At 55.4% G+C, this 24,013-nt stretch carries 16 protein-coding genes and 1 tRNA gene; 10 read left to right on the forward strand and 7 right to left on the reverse strand.

Annotated features, from left to right (window positions below; all coding sequences use genetic code 11):
- The first annotated feature begins 86 nt into the window (after positions 1-86).
- The 3 genes from SH573x_RS06340 to SH573x_RS06350 are packed head-to-tail and all read left to right on the forward strand — an operon-like array spanning position 87 to position 4,144.
- On the forward strand, positions 87-1,277 hold the full coding sequence (locus SH573x_RS06340; RefSeq protein WP_479353489.1) for a VWA domain-containing protein: 1,191 nt from the start codon (positions 87-89) through the stop codon (positions 1,275-1,277).
- 5 nt (positions 1,278-1,282) lie between these two features.
- Positions 1,283-2,695 carry a DUF1501 domain-containing protein gene (locus tag SH573x_RS06345; protein ID WP_479353490.1) on the forward strand — a complete coding sequence of 471 codons (1,413 nt, stop codon included), beginning with the start codon at positions 1,283-1,285 and terminating at the stop codon, positions 2,693-2,695.
- A 33-nt stretch (positions 2,696-2,728) separates the two neighbouring features.
- Positions 2,729-4,144, forward strand: coding sequence for a sulfatase (locus SH573x_RS06350; protein WP_479353491.1), 1,416 nt, complete (start codon positions 2,729-2,731; stop codon positions 4,142-4,144).
- A 117-nt stretch (positions 4,145-4,261) separates the two neighbouring features.
- On the opposite strand, the gene SH573x_RS06355 is transcribed toward SH573x_RS06350, so the two are convergent.
- Positions 4,262-5,620, reverse strand: a complete 1,359-nt coding sequence (locus SH573x_RS06355; RefSeq protein ID WP_479353492.1) for a DUF1501 domain-containing protein — start codon at positions 5,618-5,620, stop codon at positions 4,262-4,264.
- 325 nt (positions 5,621-5,945) lie between these two features.
- On the opposite strand from SH573x_RS06355, the gene SH573x_RS06360 reads away from it, so the two are divergent.
- Positions 5,946-7,373, forward strand: a complete 1,428-nt coding sequence (locus SH573x_RS06360; protein ID WP_479353493.1) for an MBL fold metallo-hydrolase — start codon at positions 5,946-5,948, stop codon at positions 7,371-7,373.
- Positions 7,373-8,536 (forward strand): DNA polymerase IV, encoded by a 1,164-nt coding sequence (gene dinB, locus SH573x_RS06365; protein ID WP_479353494.1) that lies wholly within the window; start codon positions 7,373-7,375, stop codon positions 8,534-8,536. Before SH573x_RS06360 ends, dinB begins: the two co-directional genes overlap by 1 nt.
- 80 nt (positions 8,537-8,616) lie before the next feature.
- On the opposite strand, the gene SH573x_RS06370 is transcribed toward dinB, so the two are convergent.
- On the reverse strand, positions 8,617-9,825 hold the full coding sequence (locus SH573x_RS06370) for a THUMP domain-containing class I SAM-dependent RNA methyltransferase (RefSeq protein WP_479353495.1): 1,209 nt from the start codon (positions 9,823-9,825) through the stop codon (positions 8,617-8,619).
- A gap of 237 nt (positions 9,826-10,062) precedes the next feature.
- Between SH573x_RS06370 and SH573x_RS06375 the strand changes: the two genes are divergently transcribed.
- Together SH573x_RS06375 and SH573x_RS06380 are read left to right on the forward strand one after the other, a co-directional pair.
- A complete protein-coding gene (locus SH573x_RS06375; RefSeq protein WP_479353496.1) occupies positions 10,063-11,463 on the forward strand; it encodes a DUF1501 domain-containing protein in 1,401 nt (466 codons plus the stop codon).
- A gap of 140 nt (positions 11,464-11,603) precedes the next feature.
- Complete coding sequence (locus SH573x_RS06380) at positions 11,604-12,929, forward strand: outer membrane protein assembly factor BamB family protein (protein WP_479353497.1); 1,326 nt, start codon at positions 11,604-11,606, stop codon at positions 12,927-12,929.
- A gap of 320 nt (positions 12,930-13,249) precedes the next feature.
- Here SH573x_RS06380 and SH573x_RS06385 read toward each other — a convergent pair whose 3' ends face one another.
- Positions 13,250-14,248, reverse strand: a complete 999-nt coding sequence (locus tag SH573x_RS06385) for an IS110 family RNA-guided transposase (protein WP_479348882.1) — start codon at positions 14,246-14,248, stop codon at positions 13,250-13,252.
- Positions 14,249-15,121: 873 nt separating this feature from the next.
- Between SH573x_RS06385 and SH573x_RS06390 the strand changes: the two genes are divergently transcribed.
- Together SH573x_RS06390 and SH573x_RS06395 are read left to right on the forward strand one after the other, a co-directional pair.
- Complete coding sequence (locus SH573x_RS06390; RefSeq protein ID WP_479353498.1) at positions 15,122-15,451, forward strand: hypothetical protein; 330 nt, start codon at positions 15,122-15,124, stop codon at positions 15,449-15,451.
- A gap of 268 nt (positions 15,452-15,719) precedes the next feature.
- Complete coding sequence (locus SH573x_RS06395) at positions 15,720-17,522, forward strand: MFS transporter (protein ID WP_479353499.1); 1,803 nt, start codon at positions 15,720-15,722, stop codon at positions 17,520-17,522.
- A gap of 4 nt (positions 17,523-17,526) precedes the next feature.
- Here SH573x_RS06395 and SH573x_RS06400 read toward each other — a convergent pair whose 3' ends face one another.
- Positions 17,527-18,570, reverse strand: a complete 1,044-nt coding sequence (locus SH573x_RS06400) for a thiamine phosphate synthase (RefSeq protein ID WP_479353500.1) — start codon at positions 18,568-18,570, stop codon at positions 17,527-17,529.
- A gap of 312 nt (positions 18,571-18,882) precedes the next feature.
- Here SH573x_RS06400 and SH573x_RS06405 point away from each other — a divergent pair.
- Positions 18,883-18,954 (forward strand) — tRNA-Arg (locus SH573x_RS06405).
- Positions 18,955-18,974: 20 nt separating this feature from the next.
- On the opposite strand, the gene SH573x_RS06410 is transcribed toward SH573x_RS06405, so the two are convergent.
- The 3 genes from SH573x_RS06410 to SH573x_RS06420 all read right to left on the reverse strand — a co-directional run bounded on the left by SH573x_RS06410 (position 18,975) and on the right by SH573x_RS06420 (position 23,957).
- Positions 18,975-21,284: a PAS domain S-box protein gene (locus SH573x_RS06410; protein ID WP_479353501.1), complete on the reverse strand. Its 2,310-nt coding sequence runs from the start codon at positions 21,282-21,284 to the stop codon at positions 18,975-18,977.
- A 115-nt stretch (positions 21,285-21,399) separates the two neighbouring features.
- Positions 21,400-22,713 carry an ATP-dependent 6-phosphofructokinase gene (locus tag SH573x_RS06415; RefSeq protein ID WP_479353502.1) on the reverse strand — a complete coding sequence of 438 codons (1,314 nt, stop codon included), beginning with the start codon at positions 22,711-22,713 and terminating at the stop codon, positions 21,400-21,402.
- Positions 22,714-22,868: 155 nt separating this feature from the next.
- Positions 22,869-23,957: a prenyltransferase/squalene oxidase repeat-containing protein gene (locus SH573x_RS06420; protein WP_479353503.1), complete on the reverse strand. Its 1,089-nt coding sequence runs from the start codon at positions 23,955-23,957 to the stop codon at positions 22,869-22,871.
- Between the last annotated feature and the right edge of the window lie 56 nt (positions 23,958-24,013).

A 24,013-nucleotide genomic window follows, 5' to 3' on the forward strand; every position in this document is an offset into this window, starting at 1 on the left:
CTTTCGAAAGCCTTGACGGCTTCCGCTACAACGAGACACATTCGAAAGCCTTGACGGCTTCCGCTACGATACCTGGGAGATAGGCGATGACGCTGGATCAAGAGCAACTCAAACGCTGGCGTTTGGTCCTGGGCGCTTCGACGCAAGATCAACTGGCGGGCTTGGGTGGTGGGCAGCTCGATTTGTCTTCGGACCAGTGCATGATGGACGAAGCCCTGGCTGCAATCTACGACGAGACCGAAGACGGGGAAAAGAGTAAATCGCGAAGCGCAGGGCTGGGGGCCAGTTCCCCGCGGCTGGCCAAGTGGTTGGGAGATATTCGCACCTACTTCACCGAAGACGTCGTGACGGTCATTCAGCAGGATGCCATCGATCGTAAAGGCATGAAACAGTTGCTGTTCGAACCTGAGATGCTCAAGAATGTGCAACCCAACGTGCAACTGGTTGGGACGTTGATGAGTCTGAAAGGTCAAATTCCGGAACGCACCAAAGAAACGGCTCGCATGGTTGTGCGAGCTGTGGTCGAAAAAATCAAACTTGCCCTGGAGCAAAAGATTCGGCAAGCCGTTATGGGTGCGCTCAATCGACGCGAACACTCGCCGATACCCAATGCCGCATCGATTGATTGGAAGTGGACCATTGGTCGCAACTTGAAGAACTACAATCAAGAATTGCAGAAGCTGATTCCGGAACGTGTTTACTTCTACTCACGCGCGCAGCGTCAAAACAACTGGACCGTGATTCTGGATATGGACCAAAGTGGTTCGATGGCCGATTCAGTTGTGTATGGGGCGGTGGTGGGTTCGATCTTTGCCAGTCTGCCGGCACTGGATACCCATGTGATGGCCTTCGATACGGAAGTCGTAGATTTGACGGAGCAATGCGGTGACGATCCCGTCGATATGCTTTTCGGTGTGCAATTGGGCGGAGGCACCGATATCAACAAATCGGTGGCCTACTGCGAGAAGTTTATCCAAGAACCTGCCCGCACGTTGTTTATACTACTGACTGACCTGTACGAAGGTGGCAACGAGTCGCAGTTGGTGCGTCGCTTGCGTGAGATGGTTGAGTCTGGAGTTCGCGTAATGTGCTTGCTGGCTCTCAACGACAGTGGTCAGCCGAGTTATGATGAAGGACTGGCCAAGAAGTTGGCTGCTATGGGAATTCCATGTTTTGGCTGTACGCCGCAACATCTGCCCGAACTGATCGAAGGGGCCCTGCGTGGCAATGATTTGAAGGCCATCGCGCAGCGCATAACCAGCAAGAAAAAGAGTTGAGTACCATGGACCGACGCACCTTCCTGGTGGCCTCGACCTCTGCTGCCGCAGCCATGACCTATGGGTCAGCGCGTTCGCTGGCGCAATCGCCGGTTACCACCACGACTGCCAACGCAGGGGGCGGCCGAGCCAAATCAACCATTCTGTTCTTTCTCAGCGGTGGCGCTTCGCACGTCGACATGTGGGACATGAAACCCCAAGCACCGCTGGAGTATCGCGGTCCATTTCAGCCGATCATTACTTCCTCACCCGAGGTGCGTTTATGCGAACACTTGCCGTTGCTGGCTAAACAGGCGCATCATTTGGCTCTGATCAATTCGGTGGGCGCGACGGTCAACACGAACGATCATCACGCCGGTTACTATCACAATTTAACGGGTCACGTTCCCGATCAGACGTTTCTGAGTCTGGGCAACAATCGCACGCCCTACCCAGACGATTGGCCCTATATGGGTGCCGTGGTGGCGGCCAAGCGTCCTGCACATCCCCATTTGACCAACGCTATTACGTTGCCTCATGTCGAAGGTGCACCTACCTACACGCGGCCCGGCCAGTTCGCGGCTCGCATCGGTACCCAGTTTGATCCACTGGTCGTCAATGGCTCGCGCGAACATCCGCTTAAGTTCCAAGCACCGGCTCTTACACTAGAAGCCGGCATGACGGTGCAGCGCCTGCAGCAGCGCCATCAACTTCTCGATGCCGTTGATATGGCTCGCAGAAGTTTTGATCAAACTTTGCAAGGCACTACCTGGCATCAACAGCAACAGCGAGCTCTCACCCTGCTGATGTCTTCCAGCACGGCTGATGCCTTCAACATCGAACAAGAACCTGCGGCCATTCGCGAGCGATATGGCGAAGGCATCAACAGTACGAGTTTATTGTTGGCGCGACGCCTGGTCGAAGCAGGTGTGCCATTTATAACCCTCTTCTGGATGGGCGATCTACAAGCGGCCGACAAACGCAAGTGTGCTAGCGGTGGCGGCTGGGATACACACGGCAATAATTTTGGGTGTCTCAAGGAGGATCTGTTACCGCAATTCGATCAGGGCTTCTCAGCTTTGGTAGAGGACTTGGCCAGCCGCGGTTTGTTGGATCAGACCTTGCTGCTAGTGACCAGCGAAATGGGCCGCAAGCCAAAAATCGGTGATCCACGCTCCGGTGGTGTCAGCGGTGCAGGTCGCGATCACTGGACCCACTGCCTGACCGACGTGATGGCGGGCGGCGGCATTCGCGGTGGTCAGACCTATGGTTCCAGCGACCGACTCGGTGAGTATCCCGCTCTCAATCCCGTTACTCCGGCTGATGTTACCAAAACGGTTTATCATGCCATGGGCATCACCGACCTCTCGGCTCAAGATACGCAAGGCCGACCTTATCAATTGCTCGACGAAGGCAAACCCATTTTGGAGCTGATGTAACTCTAATCCCGAATTGGACGAGTCCACGTGCTTATGTCGCTTCGAGCAATAGTCTTCCTGGTGATGTTGCTGTCCACGCAACTCTGCGTTCAGGCTAAACCGCGCAACGTGGTGTTCATCTTGGCCGACGATCTGGGGTGGTCGGATTTGCAGTGTTATGGCTCGGATCTGCACGAAACACCCCACTTGGATCGTCTCGCGGCCAGCGGTATGCGGTTTACTCAGGCCTATGTGCCGGCGCCAGTATGTACGCCCACGCGTGCGTCGATTTTGACGGGCAAGCATCCCGCGCGGTTGCATTTGACTATCTGGTCCGAAGGTTCGCTGAAGGGACCCACCGATCGTACGCTGCTGCAAGCCGATTCACTACATGATCTGCCGCTTAGCGAAGTGACTTTGGCTGAGCATTTTCAGTCAGCAGGTTATCTGACGGCACTCGTCGGCAAGTGGCATTTGGGAGACGCCAATCACGCGGCCGAGACGCAAGGCTTTGACATCAACATTGGAGGCACGCATTGGGGAGCGCCGCAAACCTTCTGGTGGCCCTATCGCGGTGCAGGCCGTTTTGGCAGCGAGTTTCGCTACGTGCCGCATCTCGAATTCGGCCAGCCTGGCGAATACCTGACCGATCGTTTGACCGACGAAGCTTTGAAGGTCATCGATCATGCGCATCAAGTTCAAAAGCCGTTCTTCCTTTTCCTGACTCATCACGCGCCGCACACTCCCATCGAAGCCCAAGCCGACGATGTCGCGTACTTCGAAGGCAAGCTCAAGCCGACTTTACATCACCAGCACCCCGTCTACGCGGCCATGGTTCGCTCGCTGGACGAAAGCGTAGGGCGAGTGGTCGAGCGCTTGCGACAATTGAATATTGAAGACGACACGTTGGTGATCTTCACTAGTGATAATGGCGGCTATATCGGTACTTCCAAACACAATGGACAGGTCTTGCCTATCACGAACAACTGGCCACTGCGATCGGGCAAAGGTTCACTCTACGAAGGCGGGCTGCGCGTGCCTTTGATTGTCAACTGGCCCGGCAAAACACCGGCCGGTAGTCGCAGTGACACGCCCGTCGTCTTGACCGATTTGTTTCCCACCCTGCTCCGCCAAGTCCAATCGGAACTACCTGAACCACTGGACGGCGTGGACATCAGCCAGACTCTGGGCGACCCGCAGTTGGCACCTGTGCGCGATGAATTCTACTTTCACTATCCGCACTACTATCACGCGCCTGCCACCACTCCTTGCGCCGCGGTGCGTTACGGAAGTCACAAGCTGATCGAATGGTTCGAAGACGGACATGTTGAGTTGTACGACCTGGACAACGACCCTGGTGAAGAACAAAACCTCGCCCAGGACCAACCGGAGTTGGTCAATAAACTGCGAGATAAGTTGAGCAAATGGCGACAAGCAGTTGGCGCACAAATGCCCAAACGCAGAACTTGATTAACGCAGAAATTGATTTACGACCCACCAGTCAGGTATGGTGAATCCGAAATCGCGACTCGCAAAATGCAAATCAGGAATTGCAAATCAAGAATTGCAGTACATGAATTGCAGTTCTTAAGAAAAGATCGGTCGTCCCTTGGTCAAGATCTCGAGCACATTCTTCGGCAGGCCACCAGTCACCCGAGCTACGTCGACGTCGACCAGCGTATGCATAATGGTGGCGATCAGATCGGGGATCGTAATGGGATTGGAGGCAGGTGTGCCTCCATCGCGAGCTGATTGACCGATAACGTGGCCACGCGGAACGCCTGCACCATACAGTAGTAACGGAGCCAGGTTGCCCCAGTGATCGCGGCCACCAGCCTGGTTAATCGTCGGAGTGCGTCCCATTTCGCCGCAGCAGACCAACAAGATCTTGTCGGCTAGGCCTCTCGATTGGACATCATCCAAGAACGTGGAAACGGCATGGTCGAACGGCGCGCCCACATAGTCCATGCCTTCGGTCATGGTGGCATTGTTGACGTCCGCATGCATGTCCCACACAAAGCTGGTCGTTACCGTTACAAAGCCACAACCGCGCTCGCACAGTCGTCGCGCCATCAATAGCAACTTACCGATCGATGTGCCATGGTCGGTATAGTGTGGATAGTTATTCCATTTCTTATCGATGCGCGAAACTGCGAAGCGCGAACGTGTATCGTATTGAGCGACCAGCTTGGGATCTTCTTTCGACAGATCAAATGCATCGGCTACGTTGCTGGTCAGGGCATCAAAGGCCAATTGCTGTAGCGCGCTGGTGCTCTCCGATGCCGTTAGCGCCGCGGCCGAGCGTTTCCAATGATCCAAAGCATCCAGCAGGGCTCGGCGGTCCTCCAGGCGATCGGGCGGCAGATTCAATTGCAAATCTTGTTGCAAGTCGCCGCCCGCTCCAGGGACAAACGGCGCAAAGGCATTGCCCAGCGGACCAGCCGATTCGAAGTTACCAAAGCTGTTGATGGCTGGACCAGCCTCGGGTTCAACCGCGCGGGGAAATAGGGCCACGTTGGTGGGCATGGCCGTCGCTGGGCGAATCGGTCCCGCCATGCGAGCGTAGAGCGATCCGAGATTCGCATTGAGCGTCTCTGGGCTCAGAATGGGCTTGATGTCGTGGTTGCCGTTGCCCGTAACAAACGAGCGAACCACGCTTAATCGATCGGCGCGACTAGCCAATCCGCGAAAGGTACTGCCAAACGTCACGCCGGGAATGCTGGTGGAAACTTCACCCGTGGCCGAGCGAATGCTCGACGGCGCGTCCATCTTGGGATCAAAGGTTTCAAACTGCGATGGACCGCCGTGCATAAACAAAAAGACAACCGAACGATCCTTCAACAACGGCTTATCAGCGGCGCATGCCAGCTGTGGTGCCAGTCCCAGTGCCGCCAGGCCAGAGCCCACGCGCAAGAACTCGCGACGATGATGCGAAAATCGTAACATGCAATCCGCCCTTTCAGCACACTATTGTAGCTGAGTCCCAGGCGGCCTAGGGTAAGGTCTCTGCTCCATTCTCGCAATTTGCGGCGTTGGTCAGACTGATGATTGGACCGCGGAACAAATTGTGCTTTTTGCGAGCGCAGTGCGTTCCCTAGGCCCAGTTGCCGTTCTAAAATCTACGCACTATAGCCACCGTCGCCAGACGGTGGACACCGGGTAGCCACCGTCGCCAGACGGTGGACAATCATGCCGGCGAAATCCACCGCCTGGCTGCAGTGGCTACCTGAAGCGGTGCTGTCCCTAACCCTGCTTAGCTGAGTGCCCCACCATGTTGCGTAACCTATGTGCTGTGTTGATTGCTCTTGTCGCCTGGCCATCAACTATCTGGGCTCAGCCCGAAGCTACGAAGGTCACCCAAGTTGCACCGGGCGTGTACTTTCGCAAAGCTCAAACGGCCCCTGTCTTTACCGGTTGCAACCAAGGCTGGGTCGTTTTTCGCGATTACGTGCTAGTGATCGACGCCAACTTTCCTGGTCAAGCCGATGAAGTGATGGCAGCTATACGCGAGACGACTGACAAGCCCATTCGTTTTGTCTTTGATACCCACTATCACGGTGATCATGCCGACGGCAACATGCAGTATGTCAAGCTGGGCGCGACCATCATCGCTCAGGAGCGCAGCCAACCCCTGTTCATGACCAAAGGCATTGCTGGATTCGAGAATGCCAAGCGGGATCGCGCGGAAGAATATGCCGAGCTATCGTACGAAGTGCCCTCTATGTACTTCTCGCACAAGCTGATCTTTGATGACGGTCAGCAGCGAGTGGAGCTGATGTTCTTTGGTCATGCGCACACGGCGGGCGATGCGGCGGCTTGGTTACCGAAACATGGCGTGCTGTTTACGGGTGATGCTTGCGTTAACGGCGCCTTCAATTACACCGGCGACAGCAGCACCGAGAGTTGGATCGCGGCCTTGGCCGGCATGGAAGAATTGGGTGTTAAGAAACTCTGTCCAGGCCACGGAGAGATGGGGGGACCAGAGATCGTAGCCAATCAGAAACGCTACTTCACCGAACTGCGTAGTGAAGTGGGCAAGTTGATCGCCGCCGGCAAAGGACTCGACGAGATCAAAACATCAATCGAAATTCCCTTCTACAAAGAATGGACGGGTATGGAAGCCCAAAGCCGTACAGAGAACATTGAACATGTCTTCAGCGAATTGTCGGCACCCAAAAAACCACTCAAGGAGACCACTTATTTTCGTCAGTGGAATTCGTTGCCAGGTCAAGATGGTTATCGGGGCCTGGGGCCTTGGGAGAATCTGGGACAAGCTGATACCGATGTGTGTCTGGATAAGTTGGCCGACTTGTACCTGGCTTCCGACTCGCACCGCCGCAAAGAGCTCCGCGATTACTTCACAGGCCATCGCGAGATGCTCGATACGATGTGGTTGTACGTCCGCCGCGCAGCAGGGCGATTGATGAACGATGGTGACGCACAGTGCATTCGGCGTGGTCTGGCGATAGCCGCCATCGAAGGCGGCCGTGGCGATTATCGCGATACGACCGTATCGCTGGTGCTACTGCGGTACGCCGCCGAACAGCAGCAGCTGGACATCGCCACTCCCTTGCGCGAAATTCAAGATATGATCGCGCCGGAAAATCGCCCCATGTTTGAAAACGTGCGCACGCATTCGACCTCGGCTGTAGCAGCGACCGTGAGCGCCTTTGGGCCCCGGAACTGGTCGGGCAGCTGATGATTCTGCACATCGATATGGATGCATTTTATGCATCCATCGAAATCCGCGATAATCCCGCGCTGGCGACATTGCCTGTGGTCATCGGCGGCACACCCCAAGGTCGTGGCGTGGTCTCGACCGCCAACTACATCGCGCGCAAGTATGGCATCCACAGTGCGATGCCTGCGGCCCAAGCTGTGCGACTCTGTCCTCATGCGACTTTCATTCGGCCACGGATGGATTACTACGCTTCGATCGCTCAGCAATTGCGCGCGATCTTTCACGACTTCACCGATTTGGTCGAGCCGCTGTCGTTGGATGAAGCGTTCATCGACGTTACGGGCAGTCAGAAACTGTTCGGCGATGCCGTCTCGATTGCTCGACAGATCAAGCAACGCATTCGCGATGAAGTAAATCTGACAGCCAGCGCAGGTGTGGCTCCCAATAAATTCCTGGCCAAGGTAGCCAGTGATTTGCAAAAGCCAGATGGACTGGTCGTGGTTCAGCCTGACAAGATTCAAGAGTTTCTGGATCCTCTGCCGGTCTCACGTGTCTGGGGTGTAGGCGCTCAAACGCAAAAACGGCTGGCCGGCTATGGCGTCAAGACGATTGGTGACCTGCGCGGACTATCGCTCGAATTGCTCAAGACCGTCGTCGGCGTGAACTGCCAGCATTTTTACGAACTCGCTCGCGGCCTGGATACGCGACTGGTGGTGCCTGATCGTGACGCGAAATCTATCTCGCATGAAACCACTTTTCATCATGACATTGGTGATCGCGAGTCGCTGGTCGCCTGGCTGTTAGAACTGACCGATCAAGTCGCGCGGCGCATGCGTCGCTATGATTTGGTGGGCCGCACAATTCACTTGAAATTGCGTTATTCAAATTTCGAGACCATCACCCGCAGTCGCACCTTGGATGAGCCTACGCACGCGACCGACCGCCTGGCCGAAGCCGTCGTGAGTATCTTTCAAGCCAGTGGTTTAGATCTGTCGCGTGGCATTCGCCTGGTGGGTATGGGCGTATCGCAGTTGTCCATCGGCCGCCCAGTTCAATTGACTCTGTTCGATCAAGAGCAGCGTGATCGTTCCGACCGCATCGACCGCGCCACCGACGCTATCCGCGACAAGTTCGGTAAACTCGCCATTCAACGCGGACTCGGCAGGTTTGAATCGCACTAAACGTAGCCACCGCTGCCAAGCGGTGGATGGTCAAACGTGACGCGTCCACCGTCTGGCGACGGTGGCTACGGTAAAGGTGGCTACGGCGACGGTGGTTGCGTTTCAGGGGTTACTGATTTCTTACTGCCAGCGTACAGTTCGAACTCGAGCAAGCGACCATCCAACTGCGCGGTCGCTAATTCGATGCGGCGTTTCGATTTCAAACCGATGCGTTTGGAGAGCAGCATGTTGCCGGTGAAAACATAGCCCCAATAACCACCGCATTGGTGTTTCATAAAATCGCCGATGCTGGCGTAGGTACTGATCAGCTCTTCTTCTTCGCCCAGACGTTGACCATATTCGGGATTGAAGATAATCACGCCTGGTGGCGGTGGTAAGCGTGTTTCGCGGAAGTCGCAAACTTGAGTTTCGATCAAGTTACCGACGCCGGCGGCATCGGCGTTGGCTTTGGTAATATCGATCGCGCCTCGCGATATGTCGCTGGCGATGATGGTCAGAGGTGTCCCACTGCTGGCCGGATCGATGATGGCCGCTTTTAACTGTTGAACCTGGTGGCGGTACGCTTTGGGATCGTAACCCAGCAAATGCTGAAATGCATAACTGGTGCGCAGCAAACCTGGTCGACGGTTGGTGGCGGCCAGGGCCGCTTCGATCGCCAGCGTTCCGGAACCACACATCGGATTGACCAGCGGCATTTGCCGATCCCAATGGCCAGCGATCAACATCCCCGCGGCCAGTGCTTCCACCAGTGGGGCTGGTCCAGGGCGTTTGCGATACCCATGTTTGGCCAGCGTATCACCCGACGTATCTAAAAAGATTTCAGCCTTGTCGTTGCGCCAGAATAGATAGACGACTGCACCACGCAGTTCGGAACCCGTATCGGGCCGTTTGCCGGTTTGGCGACGCATGCGGTCGACGATGGCATCTTTGACTTTGACGTTGGCAAACATCCCCGAGCGGATCGACGGATGAAACACATTGCCATGGACGGTGAAATACCCGTCAGCTGGGATGAGTTTTTCCCAAGCGATGGAACTTACGACCTCGTACAGTTGCTCAGGAGACAGACAGGTAAAGCTACGGACGGAGTACATGACCTGGCTGGCACAGCGCAGCCACAAATTCATCCGCATGCAATCGATCAAATCGCCATATACAGCCACCGCCGTATTGAGCATTTCGTCCGCATCGTAGCCCAACTCTTTCAGCTCTTGCGCCAGAAAGGGAGCCAAGCCACTGTTGCACGTTACCAATATTCGACTGGGGGTGTTGAAGACCATGAGGAGCATTATAGTCGCATTTCATAGCCACGTAGCAGCGTCTCTCCGCGGGCGCTGAATAGAACGAGTCTCGGAGAGACTCGGCTACGTGGGACACGTAGCTGCGTCTCTCCGAGACGCAGCTTAGCTGCCGCTAGAGTCTTGCGAGTTGTAGAGATTCGAGTCTCGGAGAGACTCGGCTACGTGGGGCTCGGGCCACCCAAGTGGGATGCTTTCCGGTTATGATGGTAGGCCGGAGCGAAGTCTATGAGTCACTCAGCCATCAACCGTCGATCGCTACTGCAACTGGGCGCGACCAGCTATTTGGGTTTGTCACTAGGTTCGTTGTGGCGAGCTCAACTGGCCTGCGGTAGTGATACGCTGCCCTCGATAACGCCCAAGCCGATACGAGCGTGCATACTGGTCTTCTATTACGGTGGTCCCAGTCATCTCGATACTTGGGACATGAAGCCGCAAGCACCTGCCGAGATTCGTGGCTCGTTTCGTTCGATCGGTACTAGTGTGCCGGGACTGCAGATCTGCGAGCACTTGCCGATGATGGCCAAGTGGATGCACAAGACGGCGGTGATTCGCTCGGTGCACCATCAAGCGACGTTGCACGATTCCGCGTCGATTCATGCACTGACGGGTCGTCCATTGGAAGGCCCCGATCGCGAACTGTTTGCTCCGCTGCCGCAATTCTATCCTAGCTACGGCAGCACGGTCGCCTGGGCCAAACGTCAGCAACCTTCCGACGTCCCCTTTGCTGCCCTGCCCTACGTGTTTCAAAATGTTGTACCGACACCATGCCAAGGCGGTGGTATTCTGGGCACTAGCTTTGATCCACTGTGTATCGACGTCGATGTGTCCAACAAGCATTATCGCATCGATGCGCTTGGTCAGCGCGAAGGCATGGACCCATCGCGGCATCGTCAACGGCTCGACTTGTTAGCGTCGCTGAGCGAAGCCAACTTGCCAGGTTCGCTCAGTCGCTTCTATGGCAAAGCCGTACAGCTATTGGAAAGCCAAGCGCTGCGCACGGCGCTGGACATCACACAAGAGAGCGAGGCAACGCGGAATCGTTACGGCTACTATGCAGCACCCACGGGTGCTGGCGAGGTCAATGGCGGCGGTGGCGAAATGGGCGTGGCTCGCGAAATGCGCGGCCAGAATCTGCTGGTCGCGCGACGTTTGGTCGAAGCTGGTGTACCGTTTGTAAATGTCTACGACTACAAACAACAAGGCCAGAACTGGGACGCACATGTCAACTGCGAAAGTCAACATAAGAACCACTTGTTGCCACCCGCGGATCAATCGCTGTCTGCCTTGATCGAAGATCTCGACCAACGCGGCTTGCTCGATTCGACACTCGTGGTGGCCATGGGCGAATTCGGTCGCACTCCCAAGATCAACGCTCAAGCTGGTCGTGATCACTGGCCACACTGCTACTCGATTCTCATGGCCGGTGGCGGTATTCAAGGCGGCGCAATTTGGGGCGCTAGCGACCAGCATGGTGCTTATCCCAGTCGCGATCCCGTAACTCCCGGTGACCTTGCCGCCACCATCTATTGGCGTTTTGGCATCGATCACACGCAGCACATCTACGATCACCTGCAGCGCCCACATCGCTTGACCATCGGCGAACCGATCACCGGCATCTTCTCCTAACCCGTAGCGGAATGCGTCAAGCATTTCGGGTTTGCCGGTAGCGGATTGCGTCAAGCATTTCGGGTTTGCGGGAACGAAAGCCTTGACGGCTTCCGCTACAATTTGTGCTGAACAATCAATCCTTAAGAAGAGAAAATCGAATGACAACATCCATTCTGCTGGCACTGAGTTTGATTTTGGCCGAAGGCTCCAGCTGGCCAGCTTTTTTGGGAGCTGGCGCATCCAAGCAGTCCGCCGCTACCCTACCCATAAGATGGTCGCCTAAAGAGAACATCGCGTGGCGAGCGGATATTCGGGGCCACGGTCAATCGAGCCCCGTTATCTCAGGTTCGCACGTCTATCTGACCAGCGTCGATGGACCGAAGAAAGACGAATATCACACCACTTGCCTGGACCTGGCTAGTGGCCAAGAACTGTGGCACAAAACGCTTAAGAACTCCAGTCCGGTCGATAACAGCGTCTATGTCAGTCGCGCGGCACCCACACCTGTGCTGGACGACCAGCGAATCATCTGTCAATTCGAAAGTGGTGATATAGTCGCTTACTCACATGCAGGCGAAGAGTTGTGGAAACGCAACGTGACTGAAGAACTGGCTCCGCTGGTATCGGAGTTTGGATTGGGCGCTTCACCCTGTCAAACTGCTGCTCATGTACTTGTGTTGATTGAACATGACGGTCCTAGTGGACTTATCGCACTGGAAAAAGCCAGTGGCAAGACGGCTTGGAAAGCTGAACGCAAGTCGCGCCGCAGTTGGAGTTCACCAGCGATCATCACCGTCGAAGGCGAACCTCAAGTCGTCGTCAGTTCAGCTGGCAGCATCGATGGTTACGATCCTGCCAGCGGCAAATTGTTGTGGAGCTTTACGGAAGTAGGTGGCAACACGGGGGTGACGCCCATCGATACCGGTGACGGTAAGTTTCTAGTAGGTGCATCAGCTGGTCGACAGGGAGAGAATGCGGCGGAAGCTAAGAAATCAAACTGCCTGATGCAAATCAAACGCAAGGGTACTGAATGGACCGCCGAGCGAGTTTGGGTCGCCGAAGAAGCCAATGTCAGTTGGGCTTCGCCAATCGTCCATCAAGGTTATGCATACTGGATCAATCGCGTGGGTGTCGTTAATTGCTTGGACGTCACTACAGGCAAGACTGTTTACACCCAGCGCACCAAGCAATCCTGTTGGGCCACGCCATACGCAGTGGAAGATCGCATTTATCTGTTCGGCAAAGAAGGCGTTTGCACCGTGCTGGCTGCCGGGCCAGAATTTAAAGTCTTGACGGAAAATGAAACCTGGGACGCCAGTCAGCTCAAGCCCGAGACGAATTACGCAGCCAGTGAATCAACTCCCGATCGTCAGCGCGGAGCTGCTATGTTCAGCGGACCCACCTTGTATGGCCTGGCCGTAGCCCCAGACCGCTTCGTCATCCGCATCGGCAACCAAGCCATGTGTATCGCCACTGGTCGCTGAAGCGCTGTCACCTCTCCCAAGCTTTGAAATCGTCCAGCTCTTAAGTCAGTTGTACGGAGGGCATTATGTCACCTCTCCCAAGCTTTGCTTGGGGGAGCGACCGTCTAGTTGGTAGTCAAGGAAGAATCTTAAATTTCTTCCCTTCGCTTGGGCATCTTGGGGGCCAGCCCCCAAACCCCCGGGATTTTTCAAGGCATGGCGCCGGTAACTCAATGTTTGATTTCCTACAGGCGCAGCATTACTATGAACTGTGCTAAGTGAAACATAGCAAAGCTCTGCGGGGACGCAACTTTGTAAGGGATAACTTAGTCGCCGGTGAGTCAATGACCCGCCGAGCACGTAGCGCCCGTGGCCAGGCTGGCGACAGCTTGGTCACGTGCCTTCTTCTCGGGGTCCCACATCGTTTGCGTACGTACCATCTCGTGAAGGATCAGGAGCAGCTTTCGCATGCTCGCGATCAACGCCAGCTTCTTCGGTTTTCCTCGGCTTAATAACCTCGAATAGAATTTCTCGACCACTGGATTCTTTTTGGTTGCCACTAAGGCCGCCATGTATAGTGTACGACGCACCGTTGATCGACCTCCGCGAATGCGTCTCTTGCCATCGCTCTGACCGGTTTGGTTGGCCATCGGAGCTACACCAACAAGCTTGGAAATTTCCGTACGAGAGATTTTTCCAAGTTCAGGAAGTTCAGCACACAGAGTGACTGTCGTGATGAGACCCACGCCTGGCGCGCTGGAGATGATCCTTACGTTAGGTGTCTCTTTGCTCATCTCCTTGGCTTGCTCCTTGAGCTGCTCGTTCAGAGCTTTTAGCTGGTTTTTCAGCATTTTCAAGCTCTCTTCAACGAATTGCTTGACCGTCTCATCCTCAAAACGCAAGCGATTCTTCTCTTGGTTGATCATCGTCATGACCTGTACTCGACGACGCGTAAGCGACCGAAGCTTCTTCTCTCGCTCGGTAAGCGGCTTGGTCAAATGGACTTTGACCTGCTCACCAAAATGCCGAATTACTTTGGCATCAATGGTATCCGTCTTTTCTAGATACCCGTGTGCCTTGGCGTAGTAGTGAGTCTTGCGCGGGTTGACCACCGCCACGTTGACCTTCGCCTCGTGTAGCAGGTCAACCATGATATTCTCATAACCACCGCTGCTCTCGCAAACCACAAGTGTCTTTTCAGGCTCTTGGATGCGCTCGATCAACTTGCCAATGGACGAGACCGTGTTGCTAATCGTTGAAGGCAGCTTGCCCTGGGAATCGGAAATGTCTAGCTTCTTGGAAGCTACATCAATGCCGATCACGCGATCATATGTTGTCATTGTAAACTCCTACCTAGTAAATTCAGGCTTCCTCGCACTTGGCGAAGAGCACTCAGCGACCGTTCGGATAGAAAACAATCAGCTGCCCGACTTCGCTCCCCCACGAGCTACAAATGTGTACATTCGTTCGGGGTCGATAAACTGTCTGGGTAGCTGAGTCCGACACCGTTGCAACGACGTCGAACATGAACATCTTAGTTGGCCGCTATATACTAGGTCGGAGCCAGCGTTTAGCTAGGCTCCGGGAGGGGGCGGCATGCCGAAGTAGTCGAGTCGGCAGCACGAACGGCCGGGTCTGTCCCCCCGCGCACATGGGTAACGCTAGCAAAAAGACCAGTGGTGTGTCCGATCTGTCCCCGATCTTCCGAGCCGCTCCCTCGTAGAGCGGCTCTCCAGGGCCGCTCATTGATTAGCACCATAGCCGGAGTGGCCAGACTTCCGGATCGCAGCCTGGTGTCTGTCCCCAATCGCGTCTGGGGACAGAGCACGCGCACAGGTAGCCCGCATGCAATGCCAGCATATCGACACGAGGTCTGTCCCCGATCTTCCGATCTGCTCCCCCCGTAGAGCGGCTCTCCAGGGCCGCTCATTGATTAGCACCATAGCCGGAGTCGCCAGACTTCCGGATCGCAGCCTGGTGTCTGTCCCCAATCGCGTCTGGGGACAGAGCACGCGCACAGGTAGCCCGCATGCAATGCCAGTATATCGACACGAGGTCTGTCCCCGATCTTCCGATCTGCTCCCCCCGTAGAGCGGCTCTCCAGGGCCGCTCATTGATTAGCACCATAGCCGGAGTCGCCAAACTTCCGGATCGCAGCCTGGTGTCTGTCCCCGATCGCGTCTGGGGACAGAGCACGCGCACAGGTAGCCCGCATGCAATGCCAGCATATCGACACGGTGTCTGTCCCCCGTTCGTCCGAGCCCGCAGTGGAAGATCGCATTTATCTGTTCGGCAAAGAAGGCGTTTGCACCGTGCTGGCTGCCGGGCCAGAATTTAAAGTCTTGACGGAAAATGAAACCTGGGACGCCAGTCAGCTCAAGCCCGAGACGAATTACGCAGCCAGTGAATCAACTCCCGATCGTCAGCGCGGAGCTGCTATGTTCAGCGGACCCACCTTGTATGGCCTGGCCGTAGCCCCAGACCGCTTCGTCATCCGCATCGGCAACCAAGCCATATGTATCGCCACTCCCACCGAGCTTTGAGATCGTACAGCTTTTAACTATCGAGATACAAAGGCCTTAGGGTGGCACTGGCTATGCGCAGCATTGCCAGTGCATGGTTTATGCAACCGAAAGACCGAATATCAAACGCTTCGTTTGGAGCACTGGCAAGCCAGTGCCACCCAGAACCCTTAACGCTACATGCACGATTTGCGCTTCCCCCAGGCGAAGCCTGGGAGAGGTGGCTACAATCAGCGTTCCTCCCTTACGAGCAACTCAATGCCGCACTCAATGCCAGTGGAGAGTCCGCGTGTCGCAAAGCCTACCTGTTTCTCCTGCCCTGGATAGTGCGCGCCGCAAGGTCTACTGGCGAGCACTGCCGCTGCTGTTCTTGTGCTACATCATTGCGTACATCGATCGAAACAACGTCAGCGTCGTAGCCCTGCGCATTCGAGAATCACTACCGGCTTTTGATGAAGCGGTGATTGGTTATGGTGCGGGAGTCTTCTTTTTTGGCTACTTCCTACTCGAGATACCCGGCACCATCTTGGTTGAACGGTGGAGTGCGCGGAAGTGGATTTGTCGGATCATGGTCACGTGGGGGATCGTGGCGGCCCTGACTGCCTTTATTAAAACTCCCACTCACTTCTATGGCATTCGTTTCTTGCTAGGCCTGGCCGAAGCAGGGTTCTTTCCAGGTGTTATCGTATATCTGACACACTGGTTTCCTCAGCGTGACCGAGCCAAGGCACTGTCGATCTTTCTAGTTGCCTCTCCAATTGCGATGATCGTTGGCAACTTCATATCGGGTTTTATGCTCGATATCGGCGAAAATGGCAATCCGCCTTTCTTGGGACTGAAGGGCTGGCAGTGGGTCTTTATCTTTTGGGGTATACCTGCCGTGCTGCTGGGGATCTACGTGTTGTTTGGATTGACCGATCGGCCGCAGCAGGCCAAGTGGTTGACCGATGATGAACGCGATGCATTGACTACGCGCCTGTCCGAAGAGAAAGCCCAACATAAATCGTCGGGACACATGTCGATCTGGCAAGGACTCAGCAATCCCAACGTGCTCATGTTGGCTTTGGCTTACTTTGGCGTGGTGACGGGCAACTATGGGGTCGAGATATTCTTGCCCAGCATTCTGGAAGACTGGTATGGTCTGGGATCATCGACCGTGACCAAACTGGCTATGATTCCATCTTTTCTGGTAATCGCTGGACAACTAGCGATTGGATGGAGTTCGGATCATTTTCATGAGCGACGTTGGCATGCGATTGTGCCGATTGTGGTGGGTGCTTGTGGACTGATAGGCGCGACATTGACTCAAGGCAACCTGGTCTTGACCATGATTTGCTTTACGCTCGCGGCTACGGGTATGAAATCGTACATGCCAGCCTTTTGGTCGTTGCCCAATGTGTATCTCACCGCTGCCGCCGCGGCCAGCAGTATTGGCCTGATCAATTCTGTGGGGAACCTCGGAGGTTACTTGGGACCAGCCATTGTGGGCAAGGTAAAGACGCTGACTGGTTCGTACGATATCGGCATCTATTTCCTGGCGACGACTTGCCTGATTTCCTCAGGTGTAATTTTCGCGATGCCCTATATCTATAAACGGCTTGCCAATTTGAAGAGCACAAGTTCCAAACTACAAGCCGTAGGCGTAGTGGGGTTGATTGCCTTGGCCGTGTATTTGGGCATCAGCAGTTGGATCAGTTATCAACTGCGGCCGTGGGGACCGGCTCGTCCCGAAGTGATTGCCTCGACAGCCAGCGACAGCGCTTACGCGCAGCAGTTAGCCCAATCGCTGGACGACTGGTTTGCGCGTCGGCCGACGATTCGCGACGCCTTGAAATTCCGCTTGGAAACGCTGCAGACAGCCTGCGAAAAGCTCGCTGCCTCACCGCCAGCGCAGTTGAGCCCAACGCATCGACCGCCCCTCGTGACCACGCTACAAACGTACGCCGCCAAAATGAAAGACTTGAGGACGTTGATTGGCGAGAAGTTCAAAGATGAATCCAACAACATGCGTTTCAGGAAGACCGTCCTGCAAGGCTTGGCCGAGGCAGACCAACTGGTCAAAGAATTGCAAACCAAACTCAATACGATTTGAGAATTCAGACAGTTAATTTTGAGATCAACTCTGCGACCGCTTGGGCTGGTTCTGGTGCATGGTGCACTGCACCCGAGACTGCCACGCCGCGCACGCCGGTGGCCATGACTTGCTGAATATTGTCTCGCCCGATACCGCCGATGGCCAGCGCGGGCAGGCGGATCTCGCCAGCGACTTGTTTCAGAAACTCTAGTCCAGCGAAGCTTTGAAAGCTCTTGGTCTGGCTAGGAAAAGTTGGACCGCAACCAATATAGTCAGCTCCATCGCTAACGGCCTGGCGAGCCTGGTCGATATCGTGAGTAGATACGCCCACGCACAATCGATTGGCGGCTATGCGACGCACATCGCGGATGTGCATATCCTCTTGGCCTACATGCACACCGGCAGCATTGCTGGCCAAGGCGACATCGAGGCGATCGTTAACGATCACATGCCCACCGCATTGGGCCATAATTTGGACTGCGCAGCGCGCGTACTCCACCAACTCGCGACCGTCGAGCGTTTTATCGCGTAGTTGCAAACAGTTTGCACCGGCGGTCGCCAAGGACTGGACGTACCCGGCAAACTGGTCCAGTGGTCGCGTGGCGTCGATCAAAATGCACAGCCTCATATCCACTAGCCAGGCATGAGTTGTCCAAGCCAATTCGATTTCGGCCAACTCGTCATACGCGCGATAGCGCAGTTGTTTGAGAGCAGCGCTCGCCTGGTCGTCGATCAACTTGGCGAACTCTTCCAGTACGCGCAGGGCTTCACCGACGCGGCTGACTTCGGCGCTGATCAGGCTGGTCATTGAAGTGCGCTGAGCCTCGGTGAGGCAGGTGATGCGCGTACCTACATCTGCGGCCGTCGAGCGGGCTGCGAGTCGCTGGCCTCGATCCAGGCCAGCAGTAGCGGCCGCCAAATCATGGCGCAAGGCCTTCAGTCGAGCGGCCCGTGGTGCATCTTCGCGCACCAGTCTCGCGACCTCCTCAAGAACCCGCAAACCTTCGGCCGCTCGATTGGCATTGGCATCCAGCACTCGCCAAACCTGCATCTCAACTGCTGTCATTGAACTCTTTCTAAAATAGTCTGCTTTCGCTCCGCAAAAGGCAAAGCACCATCCAAAATACCACGCCCACCACATACTATAGAGATGGTACAGCTTTTAAGTCATCAGTGCGAAGGACTGTATGTTACTTCACCCTGCGAACAGTTCGTCCGCCTATCTATTTCCGCGGACGCGCCCCTCCCGAATCTCGCAAAGCCTCGATTCGACCTCCCCATGCTGCGCATGGAGAGGTGACTGGCCGCGAAGGTGATAGACTTTCGAATCTCTGCCTGCGGTGGTAGACTGGGGCAGTCCGTTTGGCGATACACTTTTGCCCTCGTAGTTCAACGGATAGAACGGGGCTTTCCTAAAGCTCAGATGGAGGTTCGATTCCTCCCGGGGGTACCTCGCTGGTTTAGTTACTTTCAAGGTGCATCCAGCACTTCGCGGACTTTTTGCGTTAGGCTCACTGGGGTGAACGGTTTGGCCAGGAAGGCTTCGGCAGCGGTAGCAACGCCGCTGCGGACGAGCGTGTCGTTGGTGTAGCCGCTGATGTATAAGACACGCAGATTCGGTCGCAACTGTCGCACTTTATCGGCCAGTTCTTGGCCAGACAAATCGGGCATGACGACGTCGGAAACTAGCAGACCGATTTGCCCATCATGCATCTGCGCAGCCGCTAATGCTTCGGCGCCGCAGCTGGCCGCGATCACTCGATAGCCTTGCATCTCCAGTATCAACTTGGCTAACTGCCGAACCGCTTGCTCGTCTTCGACCAGCAGGATTGTTTCGTTTCCCCGCATCACCGCTGGGTCAGCAATAACTTCTCCGGCAGGTTGCGCGGCAACGACCGCCGGTAACGCAATCCGAAACGTGGCACCTTGACCGAGTTGGCTATCGACACCGATCACACCTCCAGCTTGATGCACGATACCGTAGACGGTGGCTAACCCAAGTCCGGTTCCTTTACCGGCTCCTTTAGTGGTGTAGAACGGTTCAAACAAATGGCGTTTGACTTCGTCGCTCATGCCGTAACCGTCGTCGGCAAATGTCAACAGTACGTAAGGGCCGGGGCTGCATAAGTTGGTCTCCGGCCAATTGACATCGGGCAATTCCACGTTGGCAGTGCTGATCGATAAAGTGCCTCCGCGGGGCATGGCATCGCGCGCGTTTACGGCCAGGTTCATGAGCGTTTGTTCCAGCTGCACTGGATCGATCTTGGTCTTCCACAGATTAGGTGCCAAGCGGGTGATCAGCTGGATATCTTCGCCGATCAACCTCCCCAGCAAACGGGCCGCAGATTCAACTGACGTATTCAAGTCGATCACTTTCGGTTCGATGATCGCTTTACGACTGAAAGCCAAGAGTTGGGCGGTCAGGCCTGCCGCCCGCTCGGCCGCATCGCGTATGGCGATGATCTGTTCAGCGGTTTCATCGAGTGTTGGATAACGAGCCAGTAGCAGATCGCTGTAACTGCGAATCACGGTTAGCAAGTTATTGAAGTCATGCGCAACGCCACCGGCCAATTGACCGATGGCTTCCATTTTCTGTGCCTGTTGAAATTTCTCTTCCAAGATTTTTTGCTCAGTGACGTCGCGAGTAGCCGACAGCGAACAATTCTCACCGAGCATGGGAATGCGGCGCATACGAACTTCGACGGGGAAAACGTGACCGTCGCGCCGGCGATGCGTGGTTTCGAAGTAAACCGGTTTACCTACGTTTCGCGGGGCAGAAATGAGGCTCAGCTTCAGACGTGAAAATTCTGGATCGAAGAGATCTGGATATTGGCCGATCAGTTCATGCCGCTCGTAGCCTAATTGTTTGCACATCTGCGAGTTGACATCGATGATCTCGCCGTCAGCATCGTGAATTGCCAAGCCGTCGAACAGCCCTTCAAATAGGATTCGATAGCGGTCTTCGCTTTCCTTCAAGGCTTGCTCGGCTAGTTTGCGTTCGGTGATGTCTTGATCGGTTCCTTCAACACGGACAATGTTGCCAGCGGCGTCTCGTGTCGCTCGAGAACGGCTGTGAATCCAAATCATGGTTCCGTCAGGCCGAATTAATCGAAGGTCATGTGCAATCGTCTCGGTGCCTGCATGTACCGCCTTGGCACGCTCCATTGCGAACGGTCGATCCTCCGGGTGCAACAAGTCTAGAAACGCTTCGAAGCTCGGTTGCACTTCACCTTTGCTGACTCCAAACAAGTCATACAGTCCGTCGGACCACCAGACCTGTTGGGTGTGCGGCTCCCAAATCCAGCTGGCCAGCCGCGCAATGCGCTGGGCCTCGTCGAGCCGTCGTTGGCTTTCGAGCAGTTGCGTTTCCGTCTGTTTGCGCGTAGAGATATCGCGAGAAATGCCCAGAATGGCAATCGGCTGGCCTAGTCCATTCAGGATGCGACTGACCGAGGAATGGATCCAAACGCGGCTACCGTCGCGACGATAGTCCTCGAATTCTCCTTCCCAATCATTCCCCGCCGCTCGTTTGGAGATCTCCTGCGCGATCCAACTGCGCATCGGTTCAGCATATCGCTGACCATAGGACTGGCCGACCATCTCCTGCGCGGTCCAACCAAACAGGCGTGTAGCGCTGTCATTCCAGTACACCACAACGCCAGCTGTATCAGTCAGTATGGATGCATCCGGTAGTGAATCGAGCAGGCGTGTGTCCAGTCCGTGGACGTGGGTACTATCGATCCTTAGACGTGCAGGCGAATCGTTCGCGGTGTGTGACATTGAGGGCAACTTCAGCTCAAGCGACGGTGAGGCCGTCCGATCGGGGGGCGCTGATTTGTCCTAAGTGTAGCAGGCTCCGCCCAGGCTGTGACAAGCCCTCTCGGCCAATCGCGATTTATTGGATGTTTTGTCCCGTAGATTCCAAAACCGTCATCCATAAATCGCCATGGGGATCAACTGAGTTTCGTTCGCGTATCGACAACTCCATGGGGATGTGCACAAATCTCATGTGCATGCGACTAACGATCATCTCAGTCCGACCACACATGGCCGCATGCACGGCATTATGTGCCAGTCGCATACACAAAACACTATCGTAAGGATTGGCTGGCACGCTGCGAATAACGTAACTGGGATCAATGTATTTGAGATTCAGTTCTACATGATTCTCTTGGAAATAGTGGGTAATCCGATCTCGCAGGAAAACTCCGATATCGACTAGTTTCTTGTTGCCCGAGGCATCGGTGCCTTGACTGGGTGGCACCAGGTCTTGGCCTGCACCTTCAGCTACCACGATCACAGCGTGGCCGCGACGTTCCAGTCTACGACGCAACGACAGCAACAAACCGTTTTCACTATCCAGTTGAAACGGGACTTCAGGGATCAGTACAAAGTTCGCATCGCTCATGGCCAACGAAGCATAACAAGCGATAAAGCCACTGTGCCGCCCCATCAGCCGCACCAGGCCAACGCCATTAGGCGCGCCTTGCGCTTCTACGTGCGCCGCCCGAATGGCTTTGGCCGCTTCGCTGAAAGCCGTCTGAAATCCAAAGCTCTGATCGATGTACTTGATGTCGTTATCAATCGTCTTGGGTACACCCACCACTGCGATCTTGGCACCGCGGGCTTCGATCTCTTGGGCTATCGTCATCGCTCCGCGAATGCTGCCGTCACCGCCGATCACAAAGAGCATGTTGATACCCATGCGTTCCAGGCAATCGACGATTTCAGCCGGGTCCTGCTTGCCTCGGGAGGATCCCAGGATCGTACCGCCATGCTCGTTGATCGTATCGACCAATTCTGGCGTTAGCTGAATTACCGGACGACTATAACTGGCAATGAAGCCCTGAAAGCCATTGCAGAATCCGTACACGGTGCGCACGCCATATAGCCTGGTCAGTTCCAATACCAGGGCTCGTATGACGTCATTCAAGCCCGGGCACAATCCACCACAGGTCACGATGCCCGCGCGCGTCTTCGATGGATCAAAGTAGATCTTCTTGCGGGCGCCGGCTGGTTCCATACCAGGCCACTGGTCCAGCGGTTGGCCCAGTTGGCTAACCGCCGAGAGCGTCGTATCGATCAGCACGCGATCGGACTCGTCTGCATAGTTGATCGAGTGCTGCCGCTTGGCCAAGAGCGGCATGAGCGGCGAATCCACACGGCAAGGCCCCAACGTCTTGATCTTGAGATCGTCGACAGTCAGCAAGATACCATTCCTTCCAGTCAAATAGAAACGCGAGTCTATCTGCACTGTCGATACCCGCCCGTACCTGTGCGAGCCTCTAGGATATAGTCTCCGCCACGTTAGCGAAATCTAGTTGGACAGAAATCTTCGTTTGCTCGAATGTTGATTGCAGTGCCTTACTGGCAGTGAGACAGCGCCAACAGGGCAAACGTCGTGGCCAGGTTGGGATCACCTTCCATCCATTTGTTGTTCTTATTGGTGAAGGAACCGTCTTCGGCTTGCAACGATGCCAGGTGCGCTACCAGTTCGCTGCGCCAATTGTGCTCCTGTCCTTGAGCATCGGTTAATTTATCCATGCCCGCCACCTGCAGCGCCTTGGCAAACAAACCGTAGTAATAGTACAACCCCGCATCGCCCATTCCTGGATTGTTTTCCACGGAGTAGTTTTTGGTAATCCACTCGCGCGCGGCTTTGACGCGTGGGTCATCGGGTTTCAGCCCCGCGTAGATCATGCTTTTGAAACCGGCGTAGGTCATCGATCCGTAGCTGCGCAAACCGCCCTCGGAAGTTTCGCCCGCCGGTGATGCGCCGCCTTCGGATACCGTGTAGTAAAATCCACCGTCATTGATTTTGGCCGCTTCGGCACTGGTGTTGTACGGCGATTCCAAGTTTTGGCAGCGCGATACGAAGAGCAATGCTCGTTCGATGGCTTCATCGTTTTCGGGCGACTGCAAGCCTTGCAGTGTTTCGACCATAAAGGCGGTATTGGAAAGGTCCGGTCGCGATTTTCCGCCATAGCCTGCACCACCGTAGTCGACATCGCTGGGCGTTTTACCTTCGCCTTCGTCAAACTGCTGGCCGCGCACAAACTTGGCCGCCTTGTCGATGATCTCTTTGTACTTGCCTGCGTCATTGGCCGTCTGCAAACAAGTGATGGCGACGCAAGTCTCGTACATGATCAGGCGCGAATTGTCAGCGTAGATTCCACCATCGGGCTTGGCGGCTGCGACCACTAGTTTCAGAGCCTGGCTGACCGTCGGATCAGAGGCCGGTACGCCGCTACGCATTAGCGCCGTGGCAGCCAGCGCCGTCACACCAATCCCCACGCGTGGACTAAAGGCACCCTCTGGCGATTGACCCCGGGTTTTCAAATAATCAATGGCCTTGCTGCGGACGGAGGCCAACTGCTGCTGGTAATCTTGCGCATGAGCCAGGGAAGTGCAGCAAGCCAGGCAACTCAGCCAGAGGAGCGTGAAGGTTCGCATGTTTGGAGCCTCGTCTACGGAGCCGTTTATGTTTACGGTTCTGATTGGGATTAGAG

The sequence above is a fragment of the Rania fehmarnensis genome (genome assembly GCF_056494185.1).